The organism is Streptomyces sp. NPDC002232 (assembly GCF_042890295.1).
Taxonomy (GTDB): Bacteria; Actinomycetota; Actinomycetes; order Streptomycetales; family Streptomycetaceae; genus Streptomyces.
This window is the reverse complement of sequence record NZ_JBIARV010000003.1, coordinates 879824-901079: the sequence shown is the minus strand read 5'-3', so window position 1 is coordinate 901079 and position 21256 is coordinate 879824. Positions and strand designations below refer to the sequence as shown.

Below are 21256 nucleotides of genomic sequence, written 5' to 3'. Positions count from 1 at the left end.
GCGGGGCCGCCGTCGGGGCGAGAGATTTAGTGTGGGCCGAATGCTGCTGCTGCGCCTCGCCGTCGACGACCTCGCCTCGGTCCGGTTCGCCTGCTCGCCCCTGCAGGAGACCGTCCAGAGTCTGCGGGCCTGGCGCAGTCCCGTGCGCTACGCCGTGCACCAGCCGCTGCTGCGGCGGTCCGCCCCGCTGCTGCGGCGCGTCGACTGGCCGCTGTTGCAGGCCCTGGTGGGGCCCACCCGGCTCGTACCCGACTTCCTCACCCCGCATCCGCCGACGCCGAGCGCCGACATCGACGACGAGTTCGCCGTCCTGCGCTCCACGCCGGCCGCACGCGTCACGCGCGACCTCCTGCTCAGTGCCGACGGCCGTCCCCCGCACCCCGTGCTGCGGCAGGCGGAGACCGATCCCCTCGGTCTGCTGGGGAGGATCGCCGGCGCCCTGCACGACTACTGGCTCCTGGTGATCGCCCCGCACTGGCCGCGCATGCACGCCGTCCTGCGCGCCGACGTCCTCCACCGTGCCCGTCGGCTGGCGGACGGCGGGGCCACTCTGCTCTTCGAGGACATCGATCCGGGGCTGAGGTGGCACTCCGACACCGGCACCCTGGCCGTGGACGCGTTCCCTCCCGAGCGGCACGACGTGGCGGTCGACGGACACGGGGTGACGTTCACGCCGTCGCTGTTCTGCGACCACGCGGTCACGGTCGTCGACCTGGCGCTGCCGCCCCGGATCTGGTACCCCGCCCGAGGCCTCGCGACCGCCTGGCACACCGGCGACAGGGTCGCTCCCCCGGCCGCCCTGGCCGAGCTGATGGGCCGCACCCGGGCGCGGATCCTCGGTCTTCTGGCCCGGCCGGCGAGCACCACGGAGCTGGCCCTGCTCCTGGAGGTCACTCCCGGCACCGTGAGCCAGCACCTCGGCGTGCTGCACCGGGCGGGGCTGGTCACCCGCGCACGGCAGGGACACCGGGTCCTCTACCTGCGCAGCGCCCTGGGCGACCGGCTGGCGACGTGAGCCGATAGGCCCGGCCGGACCGTCGCGCGTGCACGACCCCGCCCCCGAAAATACCTAGGGGGGTATTTGACTTCTCTCCCGCGACCGCTCTACCGTCGGGTACGAAAATACCCAGGGGGGTATAGAAGCGGGCGCGGAACCCCTGGTGTGCGCTCCTCACGAAAGGACTGCCGTGTACTTCACCCAGTACTACCTCGACTGCCTCTCCCAGGCGTCGTACATGATCGCCGACGAGCGCACGGGCCTGGCGGTGGTCGTCGGCCCCCGCCGGGACGTCTCGGAGTACCTGGCCGACGCCGCCGCGCACGGCTTCACCGTCACCGGCGTCATCAACACCCACTTCCACGCCGACTTCGTCGCCGGCCACCTGGAGATGGCGGACGAGACCGGCGCCTGGATCGGCTACGGCCGGCGCGCCGAGACCGAGTACCCGATCCGCGAGCTCGCCGAGGGCGAGCGGATCTCCCTCGGCGACGTCACCCTGGAGATCCTGGAGACGCCCGGGCACACACCGGAGTCGATCAGCGTCCTCGTGTACGAGCACGCCGGGGACGAGGTTCCCTACGGCGTGCTGACCGGTGACGCGCTCTTCATCGGCGACGTCGGCCGTCCCGACCTGCTGGCCTCGGTGGGCGTCACCGCCGGGGAACTCGGCGGCATGCTCCACGACAGCGTGCAGAACAAGCTCATGGGGCTGCCGGACGAGGTCCGGGTCTTCCCCGCGCACGGCGCCGGGTCGTCCTGCGGCAAGCACCTGTCGACGGAGAAGCAGTCGACCATCGGCGAGCAGCGGGCCACCAACTACGCCTGCGCGCCGATGACCCGCGAGGAGTTCGTCGCGCTCGTCACCGCAGGACAGCCGGCCGCGCCCGGGTACTTCGCGTACGACGCCGAGCTCAACCGCAAGGACCGGGCGCGCTTCGACACGTCGGCCCCGCGCCCGCTGGCCCTCGCCGACTTCGCCGCGCTCCGGGCGGCCGGCGCGATCGTGGTGGACGCCCGCGATCCGCAGCAGTTCGCGTCCGGACACCTGCGCGGCGCGGTGAACGTTCCGGCGGACGGCCGGTTCGCCGAGCAGGCCGGAACCGTGCTCCAGCCCGCGGCCGAGCTCGTCGTGATGGCGCCGCAGAACCGGGAGGAGGAGATCGTCACCCGTCTCGCCCGGATCGGCTTCGACCGGGTCGCGGGCTACGTGCGCAACCCCGAGGACGCGCTGGAGGCCCTGGCCGGGGAGGTCTCCCCCGCCGGCCGGGTCACCGCCGCGCACCTCCGCACGGCACTCGCGGGCGAACGGCCGCCGGTCGTGGTGGACGTGCGCACCTGCGGCGAGCGCGAGGCGAACGGCTTCATCGACGCCGCCCTGCACGTCCCGCTCGGCGAACTCCCGGACCGGGCGGGCGAACTGCCCGAGGACCGGCCCCTCGTCGTGCACTGCGCCGGCGGCCACCGCTCCTCCATCGCCGCGAGCCTGCTGCGGCAGCGCGGCTTCCGGGACGTCTCCGACCTCCTCGGCGGATACGCCGCCTGGGCCTTGACCACCTCCCCGGCCGAGCCGACCGTCGCCTGACGCCCGCCCCCGTCCACCCCCAGGGCCTCCCGCACCCCCTCATACACCCCCCTCGGCATCTGGGGATCCCCCTCCCCGACCCGTCCGCACATACCCCCCTCGGTATCGCGGACCCACAGGAACAGGAACCACATGAGCACCGCCCCCTCCCTCACCGCCCCCGTACTGCATCGTCTCGTCCAGGAGGGGCGCGCCCCTCGGCTGCTCGACGTGCGCACGCCGGGCGAGTTCCGCACGGCGCACATCCCCGGCTCGTACAACGTGCCCCTGGACACGCTGCGCGAGCACCACGCCGAGCTGCTGGCCCACCTCGACGAGGACGTCGTGCTCGTCTGCCGTTCCGGACAGCGCGCCGCCCAGGCGGAGCGGGCCCTGTCCGAGGCCGGGCTGCCGCACCTGCGGGTCCTGGAGGGCGGCATCGTCGCCTGGGAGACGGCCGGCGCGCCCCTCGACCGTGGCCCGGAACGGTGGGACATGGAGCGCCAGGTCCGGCTCGTGGCCGGTTCGATCGTCCTGGCCACCGGGGTCGTCGGCGTGTTCGTCCCCGGCGCCCACCTCATCGGCACGGCGGTCGGAGCGGGCCTGACCTACGCGGCGCTCAGCAACACCTGCGCCATGGGCGTGCTCCTGTCCAGGCTGCCGTACAACCGCGGGCCCCGCACCGACCTCCGCACGGTGATCGCGGAGCTCGGGGGCACGGTGTGACCGCGCTCGTCGTCGCGGCGTCCCTGCTCGTCGGCGTCAGCCTCGGCGCCCTCGGCGGCGGCGGATCGATCCTCACCGTGCCCCTCCTGGTCTATCTGGCCGGGCAGGACACCAGGACCGCGATCACGACCTCGCTCTTCGTCGTCGGCGTCACCAGCCTCGCCGCTCTCGTGCCGCACGCCCGCGCCCACCGGGTCCGCTGGCGGACCGGCCTCCTCTTCGGCGCGTTCAGCATGGCCGGGGCGTACGGCGGCGGGCGGTTGGCGGCGTACATCCCCGGAACGGTCCTGCTCGTCGCCTTCGCCCTGATGATGCTGGCCACGGCCGCGGCGATGCTCCGCGGGCCCCGGCCCGGGCGGGAGAGGGCGCGGCGGACCCGTGCCGACCTCCCCCTGAAGCAGGTCGCGGCGGAGGGCCTCGCGGTCGGTGCGGTGACCGGCCTGGTCGGTTCGGGCGGGGGTTTCCTCGTCGTCCCGGCCCTGGCCGTTCTCGGCGGGCTGCCGATGGGCCTCGCGGTGGGGACCTCGCTGCTCGTCATCGCGATGAACTCGTTCGCCGGGCTCGCCGGACACCTCTCGGGCATCCAGGTCGACTGGAGCCTGGCCCTGACCGTGACGGCGGCGGCCGTGGCCGGCAGCCTCGCGGGCGGCCGGCTCGCGGGACGCGTCCCGCGCGAGACGCTGCGGCGGGTGTTCGGCTGGTTCGTCGTCGCCATGGGCGTCTTCGTGCTCGCGCAGCAGCTCGACCCCGCCGTGTGGGCCCACCCCGCCACCTGGGCGGTCCTCGGAGCGGCGGTGTCCGGCGCGGCGACCGCGCTCCTGTGCCGCGCCTCCAGGTCCACCGCCGGGCCCTGAGGAACGGCGGTGGGGCACGGTGGTGGGGGACGGCCTTGAGGGACGTTTTGAAGGATGTTCCTGGGGATCCCCCGAGAGTCCCGGGTGGCATGTCCCTGGGGCTCCCCCGGGGTCGGCGAGAAATTCGCTGGGTCCGGTGTCGCACCGTCGTGCACAATGCCCGCGATGATCTCCACAGCCGAACAGCTGCTCACCGCCCTGGAACCCCTCCCGCACTCCGCCCGGCTCCGGCTCACCGCCGTCACGGCACACCGCCTCGCCAGTCAGGGCGGGCCGGCCGCGGCGGACGCGCTGAGGACCCTGCTCACCACCCTGGACGCGCGCGGCCCGTACGAACGCCGTCTCGCCGCGCTGGCCGCCCTGACCGCCGGGGACCTGGACCACCTCGCGGCGCGGCTCGCCGACCCGGACTCCGTGGTCCGCCGGTACGCGCTCCGCGGCGCCCGGCGGCTGCCCGTCGCGGACGCCGCCGTCGAGGCCGCCCACGACGACGCGCCCGCCGTGGTCCGCGCCGACCTCGCCCGCCTGCTGCGGGACGGACGGCGGCCCGCGCTCGCCGAGCGGCTGGCGCTCCGGGTGCGCGCGGAGTACGGCGACCGGGACGCCGCCCGCCTCCTGCCGGGCTGCTCCACGGAGTTCACCGCCCGGCTCCTGCCCGAACTCGCCGGGGTGCTCGCCTTCGAGGACTGGAGCACGCTGGCCGTACGTCACCCCGTCGCGGTGCTCGACCAGGCGGAACGGGACCTCGGGGACATCCCCGAACGGTCGCGCGACCTCTGGTGGCGGCGACACGCCACCGGGATCGCCGCGGCCCTGCCCGCCGCCCCGGAACGCGTGCTGGACCTGCTGGAACGGCACGGCCCCAGCCACCTCCCCGGTCCGATGCTCGATCGTCTCGGTGACCTCGTGACCGTCGACGCCGAGCGCGTCACGCGGCTTCTCGCCGCCCCCCACCGGGCCACCGCGCGATGGGCGGGGACACCCGGCCCGGCCGTCATGCGCCGGCTGGCGGCGGCGGACCCGCCGTCCTTGCCCCTGCTCGGTGCGCGCTGGTTCCCTCGCGAGGCCTTCCTCGTGCTGCTGCGGTCGATGCCACCGGCCCGCCGCTCCCGTTTCGCGGACGCCGTCGTCACCGCGGCCGGTCCGCGCGGGAACGCCCACGTGCACGAGGGGCTGCTCGCGCTGCTGCCTCCCGCCGAGCGGCACGCCCGGACCCGGGCCCGGATCGAGGCACTGCGCGGCGAACCCCACTCGGGCTGGGACCTCTGGGGCCTCCTCGCCCTGCTGCCGCCCACCGAGGCCCGCCCCGCGCTGCTCGCCGCCCTTCGCACCCCGGACGCCGGAGCACGTGGCACGATCTGGGACCACCTGATCACCAACGCTGATCGGTCCCGCGACCCGCAGCAGGTGGCAGAGGTCCTCGCGCTGGCCGCCGGACGCCTCGGCAACGAGCGCGACCCCGTCCGCGGGGAGGCCCTGTCCGCCGTCGCGGCCCTCTCCGCCCCCCTGCTCGCGGCGGCGTGCGCGAGCGTGAGAAGCATGGGAGCGGCCACGCCGGGGCTCGCGTCCGTGTCGGCGTCCACGCCCACCTCGGAATCCGCGTCCGGGCCGGAGTCCGCGGCCGCGTCCCTGGAACGGCTGTGTCTGGACGCCCTGCGAGCCCGGGACTGCTCGGCCGGGACCAGGGACACGATCCGGAGGCTGGCCGCGAGCCTGCTCTCCGTCTCCACGGGTTCCGCCGCGTCCAGGACCGGCGTGCGCCTCGTCGAAGCACTGACCGCGCACACCGGCACCGTGGAGCTCGGAGCCCTGGGTCCCGTGCTGCGCGGCAGCGGTGCGGACGCCGTGCTCGGCGCGCTCGGGCCGTGGCTGGACCGGGCCGCCGCGATCGGCGACACCGCGCCCCTGCTCGCGCTGATCCGCGCCGCCGGACCCGGCGCGCACCGGATCCCGGACCTGCGAAGGCGACTCGAACCGGCCTTGCTCGGCTGCCCCGACGAGCGGTTCGGCGAGGTCGTCTCGGCCTGGCTGGCCGACCCGGCGGCCCGAGGAGAGCGCGTGGCCGCCTTGCTGGCGCGGGAACCGTCCGCGGCTTTCGTGCCCCAGGTGCTCGCCGTGCTCGCCGCGGAGCGCACCGACCTGCTCGACCGTGCCCTGGCCGAGAACCCTTCCCCGGGCGGACGCTTCCCGACGGCGGGCGCGCCCCGGCCCCTGCCCCCCTTCCGGTACGCCGACCGGTGGCTGCCCCGGCAGCAGGAGGCCGCCGTCCGGCTGGCCGAGGCCGCCGTCGCCGACACGGACCGGGGCCTCGACGAACGTGCGGCCCTGCTCCGCTCGGTGGCCCCCGTGCCCCGCTACGGCGCGGCGCTGCTCCAGCGGTACGCCGGACAGGACCGGTGGGGCCACGCCCGCTCCTCCGACGCTCCTCTCGCGGCGGCCGCTCTGGACGCCGCCGCCCACACCGACGACCCCGTCCCCGCCCTGAACGCCCTGCTCGCCCACGCGGGCGACGACCGGGCCCAGGCCGCCTGGTCGGCCGCCACCCGGGCCGCCGCCCACGCCCGGCCCAGCGATGTCGCCGCCCTGCTCCGCGACGTCCTGACGCGGGAGAGCGGAGTGAAGGTCACCGTCAGGAAGGCGGCCGCCCGGCTCGCGGCCCGCCATCTGCCACGGGGCGCCGCCACCGCCCTCCTGTCCACTGTGGTCCGCACCCAGGGGATCCATCCGGACGTGCACGCCACCGTCGTCGGTCTGGCCACGGCGCTGCTCCCCGCGAAGGAGATGTGGGCGCTGCTGGAGTCGGCGGTCGACGAAGGTCCCGACGCCGCCCGGACGGTGCTGGCGTCGGTGAGACCGGCGGACCTGGCACCGGCGCACCGCGCGCGGTACGGCACGCTCGTCACCCGGCTGGCCCTCGGCCCGGACAAGGGCCCGGCGAACCGGGCCCTGACCGGGCTCGGCGACTGGGCACGGTACTCGCCCTCGGCGGGCGCGGCGCTCGCGGAGGTCTACGTCGGCGACGCCCCGCGACGGAACGTCCGGCGCGCGGGACACGAGCTGACCGAGCTCGCCCAGTCCGGCCTGCCGCACCCCATCGGCGGCGTGGCGCCCGGCAGCCTGCTCCACGGTGTCGTGGACCGGCTCCTGACGTCCGTCGCGGCCGGGGAGCCGGACGGCGGCGGGCGGGACGGGGACCTTCCGGCGCGTCGTCGTCTGGAGTCCCTCCTCGGCTCGTCGCTGCGAGACCGCGGCATGTGCGCGGCCCTGGCCCGCCGGCTCGCGTCGGAACCCGCGGCCGTCGCCGTCCGCACCGGCCTCCTCGTACGCACCGTCGATCCGGACGGGACCGAGCCCGAACTGCTGCTCGCGCTCCGCGAACTGACCGCTGCGGTCGACGGGCGCCCTGTCCGCGCGGTCCGCGCGGCGGACGAGCTGGAGGAGGCGCACCGGTACGGCGATCCGCTCGCCGACCCCGGCCCCGCCCTCGCCGCGGTGCGGACCCTGAGCCGTGACGGCGGGCTGGTGGAGGGTCTCCTCGCCTCCGGTCTGGCCACGGCGCTCGGCTCCCGCCTCGGCTGGCCCGAGGTCTGGCGGGCGGCCGTGCTGGAGCTGCGCCGCCACCCGGAGCCGGACGTCCGCGAGACGGCGTACGGGACGGTCCTGGGCAGCGGCTGACCACTGGCAGCCGACCGCTGGGCCCCGGCTGCCGACGCCCACCGCCTCTACAGGCTGAGCGCGTCCTCGGCGTTGTCCATCCACGCGGTGACGGAGTTGCCGTCGGACACGTTCAGGCCGGGCGTCGAGGCCTTGAGCGGTACCTGCTTCAGGTCGGAGTCGGTCTCCATGGTCATCGCGATCGAGGAGACCGTCTGACTCCCGGCGCCCTTGAGGCCGCCCATCAGGCCCGCGTAGGCGGACTGCCCCGGTGCCAGCCTGATGGCCTCCTCGATGCCCGGGGCCGCGCCGCGCGCCTTGGCCCGCCCGTCGAGGGCGCCGAACGTCACCACGGGGTGGCCGATCACCCGGCACGGCTTGCCGGTCTTGTTGGTGACCTTCAGCAGGTAGCTGCTGGTCGTGGGCTCGGCCAGGTTCGCGGTGAACGTCAGGTCGTAGGTGCTGCACGGGAAGACGTCGTAGTCCGGATCGGTCGACGGCGGGACCGAGGCGGCGGTCGCCGAGGGCTTCGCGGGTGCGGACGGCTTCGCGGGCGTGGACGGCTTCACGGGCGGCGTGGACGGCTTCGCCGGTGCGGAGGGGGATTTGGTGGCCGAGGGTGTCGCCGGGGGCGCGGCGGGTCCGCCCGCGGTTCCGTCCTCGGAGGGCCCGCAGGCGGTCAGGGCCAGGGCGGAGGCGGCGACGAGGACGACGCCGGCGGCTCTGCGAACGGTGCTCATGGTGGTACTCCCCCCGATGACAGCGCACGAATCGCGCTGTGGTGGACACCAGGTTCGCGCGCGTGCTTCACGGTTCTGTGACGGCGCGTCCCCGAATTCACCACGGCCGATGCCGGATCACGGCGCCCCACGGCCGGTGGGAGAAGGCAGATCGACCGTCGACGGTGGGCTGGTTGCTCATTTGCTCCTCAACTCCCCCAGCGGGGCGGACTCTTCCTGAAGTGCGGCGCCTGCCGCCTTCCAGTCGGCGTCGTCGCCCAGCAGGGACGCCCGCAGGAACGCCGTGGTGAGGGTCTGGATCAGGGCGACGCGTGCCGGATTCTCGTCGGTGGTCTCGGCGACCTCCCGGCCGACGATGCCACCGAGCGAGTGCTCCGCGCCGAACAGGGTGAGCAGGGTCTTGTCGGCGGGGCTGTACGTGTACGGGTCGGTGAACCAGTCCGGTCCTCGGGTGGAGAGGTGGGACTGGTCCTGGTCACCGGCGACGATGAGGGCCGGAGGGGTCATGGCGTCGAACGTCGGCCTCATGAACGGGAAGTGCTCGGCGGCGAACGGGGTCAGATCGTCGCCCAGGCCGGTCAGCGCCAGCAGCACCCCCGCCTTGACGCGGGGGTCGGACAGGTCCTCGCCGGGCGTGCCGTCGGCGTCGAGGACGCGTGCGCCCAGCAAGGTGCTGACGGTCTGCGCGCCCCAGGAATGGCCCGCGACGGCGATGCGGCTCGCGTCGACCCGCCCGGCGAGGCCGGGGACGGAGGCCTCCAGGACGTCGAGTCCGTCCAGTACGGACGTGATGTCCTCGATGCGATGGCGCCAGATCCGCGGGGTGCGGGGGTCCTCGGCGGGAATGCCGAGCGTCCGGGAGTCCAGGTGGGTCGGCTGGACGACCACGAAACCGTGCGCGGCCCAGTGGTCGGCCAGGGGGGCGTAGCCGTCCATCGACCAGCCGTAGCCGTGCGAGAAGACCACGACGGGCAGATCTCCGCCGGACACGGGCGCGGACACCCGCACCTGGAGGTCCGCGCCCCGGCCGTCAGAGGCGGTCAGGACGACCGGCTTCAGCGAAATCACCGAGGCGGTCCCGTCCGCGGGATTCCGGGCGATCAGGGCGTTCGAGTGGGACATGGAAGTGCCTTCCGATCGGAGTCTTCGCCCAGCGGCGACCCGGCGGCCGTCGTGTGACGGCGCGCGGATTCCGGCGTGGCGGGAGCCGGGGAGCTCGCGTGTTCTCGCGACTCCCCCAGGGGTCACGGACAGCACGAACTGGCCACGAGCCCCGTGGTCTGACATCATTCGACGAAACGGAACCTTGTTCCACTTACGATACGGAACGTTGTTCCGCTTTGCAAGAGTGTCTTGAGGAGGAGTGCAGAGGTGAACGAGAGCAGCCTGCGCCAGGGGAGTTCGGCCGCCTCCCCGCGCAAGGACGCCCGCCGCAATCAGCAGACACTCCTGGAGGCCGCCGCCGCCGTCTTCGTCACGTCGGGCGTGGACGCGCCGGTCCGGGAGATCGCCGCCAGGGCCGGTGTCGGACTCGGCACGTTCTACCGCCACTTCCCCAGCCGGGCCGACCTCGTCATCGCCGTCTACCGCCACCAGGTCGACACCTGCGCCGAGGCAGGACCGGCCCTGCTGGCGGCCGGCCCGACTCCGTTCACCGCCCTCGAGTCCTGGATCGACCTCTTCGTCGACTTCCTGGTCACGAAACACGGCCTGGCCGCGGCGATGCAGGCCGACAGCGCCGGCTTCGAGACCCTGCACGCCTCGTTCCTGGAGCGCCTGGTCCCCGTGTGCGCCGAGCTCCTCGGGGCCACGGTCGCCGCCGGCGAAACCCGCTCCGACCTCGACGCCTACGAGCTGATGCGCGGCATCGGAAACCTCTGTCTCGGCACCGACACCGACCCCCGCTACGATCCGCGCCGGCTGGTCGCGCTCCTGCTCACGGGCCTGCGGCAAGGCCACTGAGCGCCACGCCCGCGCGAGGAGGGCACTCACCGCTCGCGGCGCGTATCCGGCGGCGAGCGCGCGCGGGTCAGCGGGTGATCGAGACGGCGAAGGGGGCGAATCCGCCGGAGCGGATCACGTGGGGGACGAACAGGATCGCGGCCTCCGTCGCGCGGGCCGTCCTGATCCCGCCGAGGTCGCTGATCCACTCGTCGCGCCAGCCGAGGTCGCCGAGGAGTACGCGCACAGTGCTCTTGGCCTGGGCGTCTTCGCCGGAGAGGAACACCGTGGGCGTCTGACCGAGCAGGGTCGGCGCGGTCATCACGGGGAAGAGCATCGTGTTGAGGGTCTTCACGACGTGCGTCTCGGGGAGCGCTTCCTGGAGCTGCTCCGCGAGGCTCGAACCGGGGTAGAGGAGGTCGGAAGGCAGGCCGTCCGGTCCGTCGGTGGTGGCGTTGGAGACGTCGACGAGGACGGTGCCGCGCAGTTCGTCGCGCAGGGCCGCGAGCCGTTCGAGGGAGCCGGCACCCGGGGTGGCGTTGATGACGATCCGGGCGCGCCGGGCGACGTCGGCGGCGGCGCCCGGTGTGCTGTCCGCGACGGTCACCTCGTGCCCCGCGCGGGTCAGGGCGGTGGCCAGGTTGCCGCCGACGCGGCCGTTTCCGAGAACTGCGATCGTGGTCACGAGATTCTGGTCCCTTGTCTTGTGTGCGGGTGGGGTGGCGTTCGGTCAGGAGGAGAGGGTGCTGACGGCCTGGGCGTGGACGCCGGGCGCGGCGGCCAGGAATCCTGCGCTCTGCGGCGTCCAGGGGCGACCCTCGGCGTCGGAGATCCGCCCGCCGGCCTCGGCGACGAGCAGCGCGCCGGGCAGCAGGTCCGCACGGGCGCCGGAGAACTGCCAGAAGGCGTCGATCCGACCCGCGGCCACGTTCAGCAGATGGAGGGTCGCGGGCACGGCGACACGGACGACGAGCGCGTCGAAGAGCATCGCGGTGATCGAGGAGCCGACGCGCCGGACGACGTCCTCGTCCTCGTCGGGCCGGGCCTGGCTGGTGGCCACCACGCTCAGACCGAGGTCCTCGGTGCCGGCGACGCGCAGGGGGCGACCGTCGAGGTGGGCGCCCGCGCCGGCGAGCGCGGTGTAGGTCTGGCCGGTCATCGGCAGGTGGACCACGGTGAGCACCGGCTGGTTGTCGCGTACGAGGGTGGCGGTCACCGCCCATTCGGGCAGGGCGTGCAGGTGGTTGACGTTGCCTTCGGCCGGATCCACGACCCACCACTCGCCCGCCGGCAGCGCGCCGCCGTCCAGCTCGTCCTCCACCCAGCCGGCGTCCGGGCGCATGCGCGTCAGGCGGGGGCGCAGGATGCGGAGGGCGGTGTCGTCGTTGGCGGCGAGCGCGCTCATCAGCTCTTCGCGGGTCTGGTACGGGACCACCTCGCCGAACCGCTCGCGCAGGGCCGCACCGGCCTCGTGCACGGCGGCCGCGGTCCCGGCGAGCAGGTCGGCGTCGGAGACGACGACGGTGGAGTCAGCGGTCTGAAGGGTTTCGGACATGGTGGAACTCCCGTCTGAGCAGGGGTGGTCGAAGAGGTCGGCGGGCCGGTCCGTGGACTCCGTCCCGCGCCGTGGTGACGACGCTACGCACCCACTCCATTAGCATCAAGTGCATGTCAAACACGGCTGGGATGACTCCCGTGCAATTGGACTTGAACCTGCTCACCGCGCTCGACGCGCTGCTCGAGGAGGGCAGCGTGGCCGGGGCGGCCGCACGCCTGCACGTCACCGCGCCCGCGATGAGCCGGAGTCTGGGCCGGATCCGGCGCACGACCGGGGACCAGATCCTGGTGCGCACCGGCCGCACGATGACCCCGACGCCGTACGCGATCGCCGTCCGGGAGCAGGTGCACGAGCTGCTGAACCAGGTGCGGGGCGTCCTGGCACCGAGCCGTGAACTCGATCCGGCGACGCTGGAACGCACCTTCACCCTCCGCTGGCACGACGCGCTGGTCGGCCTCTGTGGCCCCGCGCTGCTCGCGGCCGTACGCGGACAGGCCCCGGGCGTACGGCTGCGCTTCGTCGCGGAGTCGAGCACCGACACCCCTGAACTGCGGCGCGGCGAGGTCGATCTGGAGGCGAACGCCAACCGCCCGAGCGCACCGGACATCCGCGCCGAGCAGGTGGGCGAGACCCGTCTCGTCGCCGTCGTGAGGCAAGGGCATCCCCTCACCCGACTCCGCGAGGTCACCGCACAGCGGTACGCCGCCGCCGAACACGCCACGGTCTCGCGGCGCGGGAACCTCGCGGATGCCGTCGACGAGGCCCTCTCACGCCTCGGCCTCACCCGCCGGGTGGTGGTGGCCGCCCCCACGGAAGCGGCCGCGCTGGAGTTCGCGCGCGGCACCGACCTCGTGATCAGCGTCCCCGAGGTCACCACCCGCACCGCGGTCGCCGACCTCGGCCTGGCCGTACTCCCCCTGCCGCTCGACCTCCCCTCGGCACCGGTCTACCTGTCATGGCACCAGCGCTACGACACCGACCACGCCCACACCTGGCTGCGCGCACTGGCACGCACCGCACTGGCCGCAGGCGGGACGCCGTAACCGACGCGGCACGGCCGCCCGCCCCTTTCCCGGCGCGCCGTCGCCCGGATGCGCCGCAGGCGATACCCGGGCGGCCTCCGGTGCTGCCATGGAGCGCCGTCACACAGAGACCGGGACAAGGCTGTCCGTCCGGCCCATGTCCCGGTGTCGCGGGGGCCCCGATGATTCACGCCACACCGACCGCTCCCCCGCCGTCGGCCGGTGCACCCGTGCCCATCCCGACAGGAGGCCCAAGTCATGGGACAGCCGCATCCTCCGCACCGCTTCCCGAAGCTCCGCCGCCCCGCGGGAGGTGTCCGCCGCTGGATCACCGCCGCCGCCGGGGCGCTGGCCCTGACCTGCGGTCTGGTCGCCGGGGGCCCTCCGGCGTCCGCTGCGGGGCTGACCCAGGTCACCGGCTTCGGTTCCAACCCCGGCAACCTCTCCATGTACGCCCACGTGCCCGACGCGCTGCCCGCGGGTGCGCCGCTCGTCGTCGCGCTGCACGGCTGTACGCAGAGCGCCGCCGACTACTACGCGAACTCCGGCTGGCCGAAGTTCGCCGACAGCTACGGCTTCGCGCTGGTCCTCCCGCAGACGAGCAGCGCGAACAACGCCAACTCCTGCTTCAACTGGTTCGAGCCCGGCGACAGCGCACGCGGCCAGGGCGAGGCCCTCTCGATCCGGCAGATGGTCGACAAGGCCCTCACCCAGTACGGCGGCGACGCCCGGCGGGTCTATGTCACCGGCCTGTCCGCCGGAGCCGGCATGACGGCCAACCTGCTCGCGGCCTACCCGGACGTCTTCGCGGGCGGCTCCGTCGACTCCGGGCTCCCCGCGTCCTGCGCGACGAGCGTGTCCACCGCGTACACGTGCATGTACAGCCCGCCGGACAAGACCCCCGCGCAATGGGGTGCCCTGGTCCGCTCCGCCGCCCCTGCCGGCACCACCTCCTGGCCCCGGGTGGCGATCTGGCAGGGCACCGCCGACACCACCGTGAAGCCGGCCAACGCCACCGAGCTGCGCGACCAGTGGACCGACGTCTGGGGCGTCGGCCAGACGCCCACGCGGACGAAGGGCCTCGGCGGGGGCACCACTCTCACCGAGTACGACGACGCCTCCGGCCACCCCGCCGTGCAGGTCTACTCGGTCTCCGGCATGCCCCACGGCCTCGCGGTCGACCCGGGCAGCGGCCCCGACCAGTGCGGCGCCACCGGGACCTACTACCTCGACACCATCTGCTCCAGCTACCACACGGCACGCTTCTGGGGGCTCGACGGTCCGGGGCAGGAACCCGGACCCGGCTCCCTGCCCGCACCGACCGGACTCGCCGTCACCTCGACCACCGGCACCACCGTGTCCCTCGGCTGGAACGCGGTGGCCGGGGCGACCTCGTACCAGGTCCACCGGGGCGGGACGAAGGTGGGCACCACCACCTCGACCGCCTACACCGACACGGGTCTGGCGACGGGGACGGCGTACGGCTACACGGTGGCCGCCGTCGACGGCGCGGGTGCGGTGGGCACCGTCTCGGCCGCCGTGACCGCGACCACCAGCGGATTCACGCCCACCTGCCACACCTCCAGCAACTACGACCACACCGTCGCCGGGCGCGCGTACCAGAGCGGCGGCTCCACCTATGCGACGGGTTCCGGCCAGGCCATGGGGCTGTGGAACACGTTCACCACGCACACCCTCCGGCAGACGGCGCCCGGGTACTACGTCGTGGCCGATTCCGGCTGCTCCGTCTGACAAATGCGCCGGTCACTGCGCCGGGCGCGCCTCCTCCGACGATGATCACGTCGCGCGCTCGCTGAACCTAGTGAATAAGGCTGGGTGTGTGTTGGTCCGTTTATGTCACCGGGCACCTTCCCGTCAGCGGTCGCACCGTTGAGAGGGACACGGAATGACGAGCCACACCACCGAAGTCGAGTTGGAGGACCTCCTCCGCCAGGCGCTGCACGCCACGGGCACGGGTGCGCGCTGGGCGGTCGAGGCGGATGAGATGTGGTGCCGGGTCGCCGCCCTGGGCGGGACCCCGCGCGACCAGGGGTGGAAGCTGCACGTGTCGGCCACGGCCGCGTCCGCGCCGGCGGTCCTCACCAAGGCCCTGGGCGTACTGCTGCGGGAGCGTTCGGGATTCAAGTTCGCCCGGTCGCTGGAGCAGGTCGGCGCGCTCAACTCCCGTGCGACGCCCCGGGGAAGCTCGGGCAAGTTCATCACCGTCTACCCCCGCTCCGACGCGGAGGCGGCCGCGCTCGCCCAGGAGCTGCACGCGGCCACGGCGGGACTCGTCGGCCCCCGGATCCTGTCGGACCAGCCGTACGCCGTCCGCAGCCTGGTCCACTACCGCTACGGCTCCTTCGTCGGGCGGCGCCGGCTGTCCGAGGACGGCCTGCTGGTCTGGTTCATGCTGGACCCCGACGGCAACCCCGTGGAGGACAAGCGCACGGGCCAGTACTCCCCGCCGCCCTGGGCCGTCTGTCCGTTCCCCGCCGCGGTTCCGGTGGCGCCGCGCGGCGGGGAGGGGACGACGGCACGTCCCGTGGTGCTCGGTGGCCGCTTCGAGGTGCGGGAGGCGATCCGGCAGACGAACAAGGGCGGTGTGTACCGGGGCAGCGACGCCCGGACGGGCGCGGGCGTGGTGATCAAGGAGGCCCGCCCGCACGTGGAGGGCGACGCCTCCGGCGGTGACGTCCGGGACTGGCTGAGAGCCGAGGCCCGGACGCTGGAGAGACTCGGCGGCACGGGGCTGGCGCCGGAGGCCGTGGCCGTGTTCGAGCACGGCGGGCACTTCTTCCTCGCCCAGGACGAGGTGCCGGGCGTGACCCTGCGCACCTGGGTGGCCGAGCGCTTCCGCGACGTGGGCGGCGAACGCTACCGCGCCGACGCGCTGGCCCAGGCCGAGCGTCTGGTGGAGCTGGTGGCGGCGGCCCACGCCCGTGGACTGGTCCTGCGGGACTTCACCCCGGCCAACGTCATGGTGCGCCCAGACGGTGAACTGCGGCTCATCGACCTCGAACTGGCCGTGCTGGAGAACGAGACCGCGCTCCCGACCCGGGTGGGGACCCCCGGGTTCAGCGCGCCCGAGCGGCTGGCCGACGCGCCCGTGTCCCGGACGGCCGACTACTACAGCCTCGGTGCCACCGTGTGCTTCGTCCTGGCCGGGAAGGTGCCGAACCTCCTGGCCGAGGAGCCGGCCGGCCGAGCGGACGAGAGCCGGCTCGCCGACTGGCTGGCGGCGTGCACCGGGCCGCTTCGGCTCCCCGACGCCATCGTCGAGATGATCCTGGGCCTGATGCGGGACGATCCCGCGGAGCGCTGGGACCCCGCCGCGGCCCGCGAGGCGCTGCGCGAGGCGGTCCCGGCGGAGCCGCCCGGGAGAGCGGCCGCCACGGTCGGGACACCGTCGGGCCGTGCGGTGGCGGGCGCTCCGGAAGGTGGCGCGGCCGGGGCGCTCGACGAGGCCATCGCCGGGCTCGTGGACCACCTCGTCGACTCGATGACCCCGAAGGACGACCGGCGGCTGTGGCCCGTGTCGACCCAGGCCGGGGAGAGCGACCCCTGCACCGTCCAGCAGGGCGCGGCCGGAGTCCTGGCCGTCCTGACCCGGTACCACGCCCTCACCGAGGACCCGCGTCTGCCGGGACTGCTCTCCACCGCGGGCCACTGGATCGCGGACCGCACCGAGCTCGCCTCCCCGCGTCCCGGGCTGCACTTCGGCGGCCGCGGCACCGCGTGGGCGCTGTACGACGCGGGGCGCGCCCTGGACGACCGTCGGCTCGTCGACCACGCGCTGTCCCTGGCCCTCGCGCCGCAACTGGTGACACCGCACCACGACGTCACCCACGGCACGGCGGGCGGCGGCATCGCCGCCCTGCACCTGTGGCAGCGATCCGGGGACGCGCGCTTCGCCGAGGTCGTCGTCGACGCGGCCGACCGGCTGGCGGCCGCCGCACAGCGCTCGTCCGGCGGCGTGGGCTGGCCCGTCCCCGCCGAGGCCGACTCCCCGGAGGGCGGCAAGCGCTATCTCGGCTTCGCCCACGGGACGTCCGGCGTCGGCTGCTTCCTCCTGGCGGCCTCGGGCCTCTCCCAGCGGTCCGACCACCGGGAGCTGGCGCTGGAGGTCGGCGAGGACCTCGTGGCCGCCGCCGTGCGGACCGGCGAGACGGCCCAGTGGCCCTCCCAGGCCGGTGACGTGCCCACGGCCCCGTACTGGTGCCACGGCTCGGCGGGGATCGGCACCTTCCTCCTCCGGCTGTGGCAGGTCACCGGCGACGACAGGTTCGGCGACCTCGCCCACCGCAGCACGTACGCCGTCACGGAACGTGCCTCGCGCGCCGCGCTCACCCAGTGCCACGGCCTCGCGGGGAACGGCGACTTCCTCCTCGACATGGCCGACGCCACGGGGGACCGCGTCCACCACGGCAGGGCCGAGGAGCTCGCCGGCCTGCTCCTGGCCGAGCGGACCCGCCGCCGGGGCCAGGTCGTCTTCCCCAACGAGTACGGGGACGTCTCCACGAGCTGGAGCGACGGATCCGCGGGGATCCTCGCCTTCCTCCTGCGGCTCCGCCACGGCGGCCCGCGGCACTGGCTGGTCACACAGCCGGGATAGCCGGGACGGGACGACCGCGCACGCGACGTCGTCCCCGCCCCGCCCCCGTGTGGATCCGCCCCACAGACTCCCGGCGCTGGACGTTCCGGATGCCGGGTCGAGCGGCAGAACAGTGCTGCCGCCACCACAGAAGAAGGAGAGAACGATGGAGAACCAGGACCTCGAGCTGCTGGCCCGCCTGCACGCCCTCCCGGAGACCGACCCGGTCGGCGTCGACGGCGCCCCGTTCGCCGGTACCTGTGAGTGCGTCGGCCTGCTGACCCTCCTCAACACGGTCTGCATCGGCATCAGCTGCGCGTAGCACCGTCGGCACCATCCGGCCGGTGGCTGTCCCGGGCAGCCGCCGGCCGGAGTCGTCCACCCGAGCAGGGGCCGCGGCCGGAGCCGGAGCAGCGGCGTACAGACGAGGACCAGACCACATGCGACGACAGACCGGCCCCGACGCACTCGCCCCGGCGGGCGTCGGAACAGCCGTGCCCACGAGCCCCTCCCCCGCGCACCCTCCGTCCGAGACCGCGTACGCCGTCAGTACGCGCGGTCTCGTCAAGAGCTACCCGGGGCCGGACGGGCAGAGCACCCACGCGGTGCGCGGCCTGGACCTGGACGTGGAACGGGGCGAGACGTTCGCCTTCCTCGGTCCCAACGGCGCCGGGAAGTCCACCACCATCGCCCTGCTGTGCGCCCTCGCCCGCCCCACCTCGGGCCGCGCCACGGTGGCCGGTGCCGATGTCCTCACCCAGCCCCACGAGGTGCGGCGGCGGGTCGGGATGCTGTTCCAGCACAGCGCCGTGGACCCGGACCTGACGGCGGAGCAGAATCTCCACATCCACGCCCGGCTCTACGGACTGCCCCGCCGACAGGCCCGGCTGCGGACGGCGGAGGTCCTCGACACGGCCGGACTGGCCGATCGCCGCCGCTCCCTCGTGCGCACCTTCTCCGGCGGCATGCGGCGACGACTGGAGATCGCCCGCCAGCTGCTGCACGCCCCCGAGGTCCTGTTCCTCGACGAGCCGACCACCGGCCTCGACCCGCACGCGCGCGCCCAGGTCTGGGACCACCTGCGCACGCTGCGCGCACAGCACGGCAGCACCCTCTTCGTCACCACCCACTACCTGGAGGAGGCGGAGCACTGCGACCGGATCGCCATCATCGACCGCGGCCGGCTGGTGGCGCAGGGCGCGCCCCTCGCGCTGAAGGCCGGGATCGGGGACGACCTGGTCGTGCTGCGCACCGACGACGACACGTCGGCGGAGCGGATCGTCCGCAGCCTCGCGCCCCCCGGCCACGCGGTCGACGTCGACGCGGAGGGCATCCGGCTGCGGGTGCCGGGCGGCAGCGCCTGGATCCCCCGGCTCTGCGCGGCACTGGAGGCGGCGGGGATCGCGGTGCGCGCCGCGTCCGCGACGCCGCCGACGCTGGACGACGTCTTCTTCCACCACACGGGCCGCAGCATGGGCCCGGCCGCGGCTGCCGCGGGCGGTGGCCGATGACCGCCGTCGCGTGGAAGCCTCCGGCCCGCGCCGGAGAAGGGCGGGCACACCGCCTGCGGCTCGAACTGCGCGCGGTGCACGCGCTGGTCCACCGGGATCTGCTGCGTCTGGCGTACCAGCGCAGCCACACCGCGCTGATGGTGCTGCACCCGGTGCTCTACCTGTTCATCCTCGGCGGCGGCCTGGCCGCGCTCATTCCCGTGTCGTCCCTGGGCGTGGGCTACCAGACGTACCTCTTCCCGGGCATGCTGATGATGACGGTGCAGACCCCCGCCATCATGGTCGGCATCCGTCTCATCACGGACCGACAGAGCGGCTATCTGCGCGAGCTGCTGATGGCCCCGGTCCGCCGCTCCACCCTGCTCCTGGGGTGCTGTGCGGGCGGCTCCCTGACCGCCGCGGTCCAGGGCGCGGTGCTGCTCTCCCTGGTGGGTGTGGTGGGTCTGCCGTACGACCCGGTGCTGCTGGTGCTGCTTCTCGCCGGCATGCTCCTGGCCTCGTTCACCATCACCGCCCTGGCCCTGGCCCTGGCCGTGAGCCTGCGCAGGGCCGAGACGTTCCACACGCTGCTCGGCGTGGTGATGATGCCGCTGCTGTTCCTCTCGGGCGGCTTCTTCCCGCTCACCTCCCTGCCCGCCTGGGCCCGCGTCCTGTCGGACGTCAATCCGCTCGCGTACGCGGTCGATCTCCTCCGCCGCACGATCGGGCTCCGGGTGCCGGACCAGGCGGCGACGGCCGGGATCGAGTGGGCCGGCCGGCAGCCGCCCCTGCTGCTCGAAGCGGGGGTGCTCCTCGCCACCGGGGCCCTCGCGCTGTCGTGGGCGGCGCACCGCTTCAACCGCCCCGAATGACGTCTGCCTGACGCCCCCTCACCCGGCGACGCAGCGCCGGGTGTCCCCCTTCCCCCCGGTCGTCCGGGACGCGGTCCGCATTCTCGTCGGATCGATTGTCAGTGGTGGGTGAGAGGGTGGAGTCATCAGTCGGAAAGAGGGGGAAGCTGTCTTGTCCGGAGCTCAGAACTACATCAATCACGTCGCCCTGGTCCTGGACGCGAGTTCGTCCATGTCGCATTTGAGCCGCAAGGTCGTCGAGGTCGCCGACCAGCAGATCGCCTATCTCGCCCGGCGGTCGCGGGAACTGGACCAGGAAACCCGCGTCACGGTGTACGTGTTCGCCGACAAGGTGGAATGCGTCATCTACGACAAGGACGTCCTGCGGATGCCGTCGCTGAAGCAGTTGTACCGGGTCGGCGGAATGACCGCCCTGCTGGCGGCCACCCTGAAGTCCCAGCGGGAGCTGGCGCAGACCGCCCAGCTGTACGGCGACCACAGCTTCCTGACCTTCGTCCTGACCGACGGCCAGGAGAACGCCAGTCACCGCTGCCCGGACGCCGCCGGAAACAGCGCGGGGGAACTGGTCGCGGCCGTGGCCGGGATGGTCTCGACCCAGCAGGACAACTGGACCCTGGCCGTTCTCGTCCCGGACCAGATGGGCAAGCGGGAGGCCATGAACTGCGGCTTCCCCAAGGAGAACATCGCGGTCTGGGACGCCACGAGCACGCGGGGCCTGGAGGAGGCCGGCGAGGTCATCCGGGAGGCCACCGAGAAGTTCATGGTGGGCCGGACCAAGGGCATCCGTGGATCGCGGGCGGTGTTCTCCACGGGCGCGGAGGCGGTCAACAGCAAGACGATCGAGGCGGCCGGTCTCACCCCGGTGAAGGCGTCGGAATACCAGCTCCTCGCGGTCGCCCGGGACGCGGGAATCCGGGAATGGGTCGTCGATTCCGGAAACACCTACCGAACGGGTTGCGCGTTCTACCAGCTGAGCAAGCCGGAGAAGATCCAGGCGCGGAAGAAGATAGCGGTTCTGGAGAAGAAGACGGACCGGGTCTACACGGGCCCCCAGGCGCGTGCGCTGCTCGGACTTCCGGACGTCGAAACGCGCGTCAGGCCGGACCACAACGACGAATTCACCATCTTCGTGCAGAGCACGAGTGTGAACAGGAAGCTGGTTTCCGGGACCCGTCTTCTCCTGATGAACTGAGGAATCGTCCACCCGGTCACTGAATGCGTTGGTTCAGAGGCCAGTCATGAGG

At 73.7% G+C, this 21256-nt stretch carries 17 protein-coding genes; 13 read left to right on the top strand and 4 right to left on the bottom strand.

All coding sequences use genetic code 11. From position 1 onward, the window contains the following. The first annotated feature begins 40 nt into the window (after window positions 1-40). The 5 genes from ACFYXU_RS16460 (at window position 41) to ACFYXU_RS16440 (ending at window position 7816) form a co-directional block, all read left to right on the top strand. Window positions 41-1015: an ArsR/SmtB family transcription factor gene (locus tag ACFYXU_RS16460; protein ID WP_389458112.1), complete on the top strand. Its 975-nt coding sequence runs from the start codon at window positions 41-43 to the stop codon at window positions 1013-1015. 172 nt (window positions 1016-1187) lie between these two features. Beyond that, window positions 1188-2582 carry a rhodanese-like domain-containing protein gene (locus ACFYXU_RS16455; RefSeq protein WP_389458110.1) on the top strand — a complete coding sequence of 465 codons (1395 nt, stop codon included), beginning with the start codon at window positions 1188-1190 and terminating at the stop codon, window positions 2580-2582. Between the two features lie 132 nt (window positions 2583-2714). Then, window positions 2715-3287, top strand: coding sequence for a rhodanese-like domain-containing protein (locus tag ACFYXU_RS16450; RefSeq protein WP_389458108.1), 573 nt, complete (start codon window positions 2715-2717; stop codon window positions 3285-3287). Next, window positions 3284-4141, top strand: coding sequence for a sulfite exporter TauE/SafE family protein (locus tag ACFYXU_RS16445; RefSeq protein ID WP_389458106.1), 858 nt, complete (start codon window positions 3284-3286; stop codon window positions 4139-4141). Before ACFYXU_RS16450 ends, ACFYXU_RS16445 begins: the two co-directional genes overlap by 4 nt. Before the next feature lie 165 nt (window positions 4142-4306). After that, a complete protein-coding gene (locus ACFYXU_RS16440; RefSeq protein WP_389458104.1) occupies window positions 4307-7816 on the top strand; it encodes a hypothetical protein in 3510 nt (1169 codons plus the stop codon). Window positions 7817-7863: 47 nt separating this feature from the next. Here the strand turns inward: ACFYXU_RS16440 and ACFYXU_RS16435 are convergent, their stop codons facing one another. Both ACFYXU_RS16435 and ACFYXU_RS16430 read right to left on the bottom strand, forming a co-directional pair. After that, the gene (locus ACFYXU_RS16435; RefSeq protein WP_389458102.1) at window positions 7864-8535 is read right to left on the bottom strand and encodes a DUF4232 domain-containing protein; all 672 of its coding nucleotides are present in this window, start codon (window positions 8533-8535) and stop codon (window positions 7864-7866) included. A 177-nt stretch (window positions 8536-8712) separates the two neighbouring features. After that, window positions 8713-9657: an alpha/beta hydrolase family protein gene (locus ACFYXU_RS16430; RefSeq protein ID WP_389458100.1), complete on the bottom strand. Its 945-nt coding sequence runs from the start codon at window positions 9655-9657 to the stop codon at window positions 8713-8715. 249 nt (window positions 9658-9906) lie between these two features. On the opposite strand from ACFYXU_RS16430, the gene ACFYXU_RS16425 reads away from it, so the two are divergent. Beyond that, window positions 9907-10497 (top strand): TetR/AcrR family transcriptional regulator, encoded by a 591-nt coding sequence (locus ACFYXU_RS16425; RefSeq protein WP_376507914.1) that lies wholly within the window; start codon window positions 9907-9909, stop codon window positions 10495-10497. Window positions 10498-10564: 67 nt separating this feature from the next. Here the strand turns inward: ACFYXU_RS16425 and ACFYXU_RS16420 are convergent, their stop codons facing one another. Both ACFYXU_RS16420 and ACFYXU_RS16415 read right to left on the bottom strand, forming a co-directional pair. After that, window positions 10565-11161, bottom strand: a complete 597-nt coding sequence (locus ACFYXU_RS16420; RefSeq protein ID WP_389458098.1) for an NADPH-dependent F420 reductase — start codon at window positions 11159-11161, stop codon at window positions 10565-10567. A gap of 45 nt (window positions 11162-11206) precedes the next feature. Next, window positions 11207-12031: an inositol monophosphatase family protein gene (locus tag ACFYXU_RS16415; protein WP_389458096.1), complete on the bottom strand. Its 825-nt coding sequence runs from the start codon at window positions 12029-12031 to the stop codon at window positions 11207-11209. A gap of 140 nt (window positions 12032-12171) precedes the next feature. On the opposite strand from ACFYXU_RS16415, the gene ACFYXU_RS16410 reads away from it, so the two are divergent. The 7 genes from ACFYXU_RS16410 (at window position 12172) to ACFYXU_RS16380 (ending at window position 21204) form a co-directional block, all read left to right on the top strand. Then, window positions 12172-13077 (top strand): LysR family transcriptional regulator, encoded by a 906-nt coding sequence (locus tag ACFYXU_RS16410; protein WP_389406764.1) that lies wholly within the window; start codon window positions 12172-12174, stop codon window positions 13075-13077. 237 nt (window positions 13078-13314) lie between these two features. Further along, complete coding sequence (locus tag ACFYXU_RS16405) at window positions 13315-14808, top strand: PHB depolymerase family esterase (RefSeq protein WP_389458094.1); 1494 nt, start codon at window positions 13315-13317, stop codon at window positions 14806-14808. Between the two features lie 154 nt (window positions 14809-14962). After that, window positions 14963-17671 carry a class IV lanthionine synthetase LanL gene (gene lanL / locus ACFYXU_RS16400; RefSeq protein ID WP_389458092.1) on the top strand — a complete coding sequence of 903 codons (2709 nt, stop codon included), beginning with the start codon at window positions 14963-14965 and terminating at the stop codon, window positions 17669-17671. Window positions 17672-17816: 145 nt separating this feature from the next. After that, complete coding sequence (locus ACFYXU_RS16395) at window positions 17817-17972, top strand: VenA family class IV lanthipeptide (protein WP_329857790.1); 156 nt, start codon at window positions 17817-17819, stop codon at window positions 17970-17972. Window positions 17973-18090: 118 nt separating this feature from the next. After that, window positions 18091-19161, top strand: a complete 1071-nt coding sequence (locus ACFYXU_RS16390) for an ATP-binding cassette domain-containing protein (RefSeq protein ID WP_389458090.1) — start codon at window positions 18091-18093, stop codon at window positions 19159-19161. Next, complete coding sequence (locus ACFYXU_RS16385; RefSeq protein WP_376507920.1) at window positions 19158-20012, top strand: ABC transporter permease; 855 nt, start codon at window positions 19158-19160, stop codon at window positions 20010-20012. Before ACFYXU_RS16390 ends, ACFYXU_RS16385 begins: the two co-directional genes overlap by 4 nt. A 151-nt stretch (window positions 20013-20163) precedes the next feature. Further along, window positions 20164-21204, top strand: coding sequence for a VWA domain-containing protein (locus ACFYXU_RS16380; RefSeq protein WP_389458088.1), 1041 nt, complete (start codon window positions 20164-20166; stop codon window positions 21202-21204). Window positions 21205-21256 lie beyond the last annotated feature (52 nt).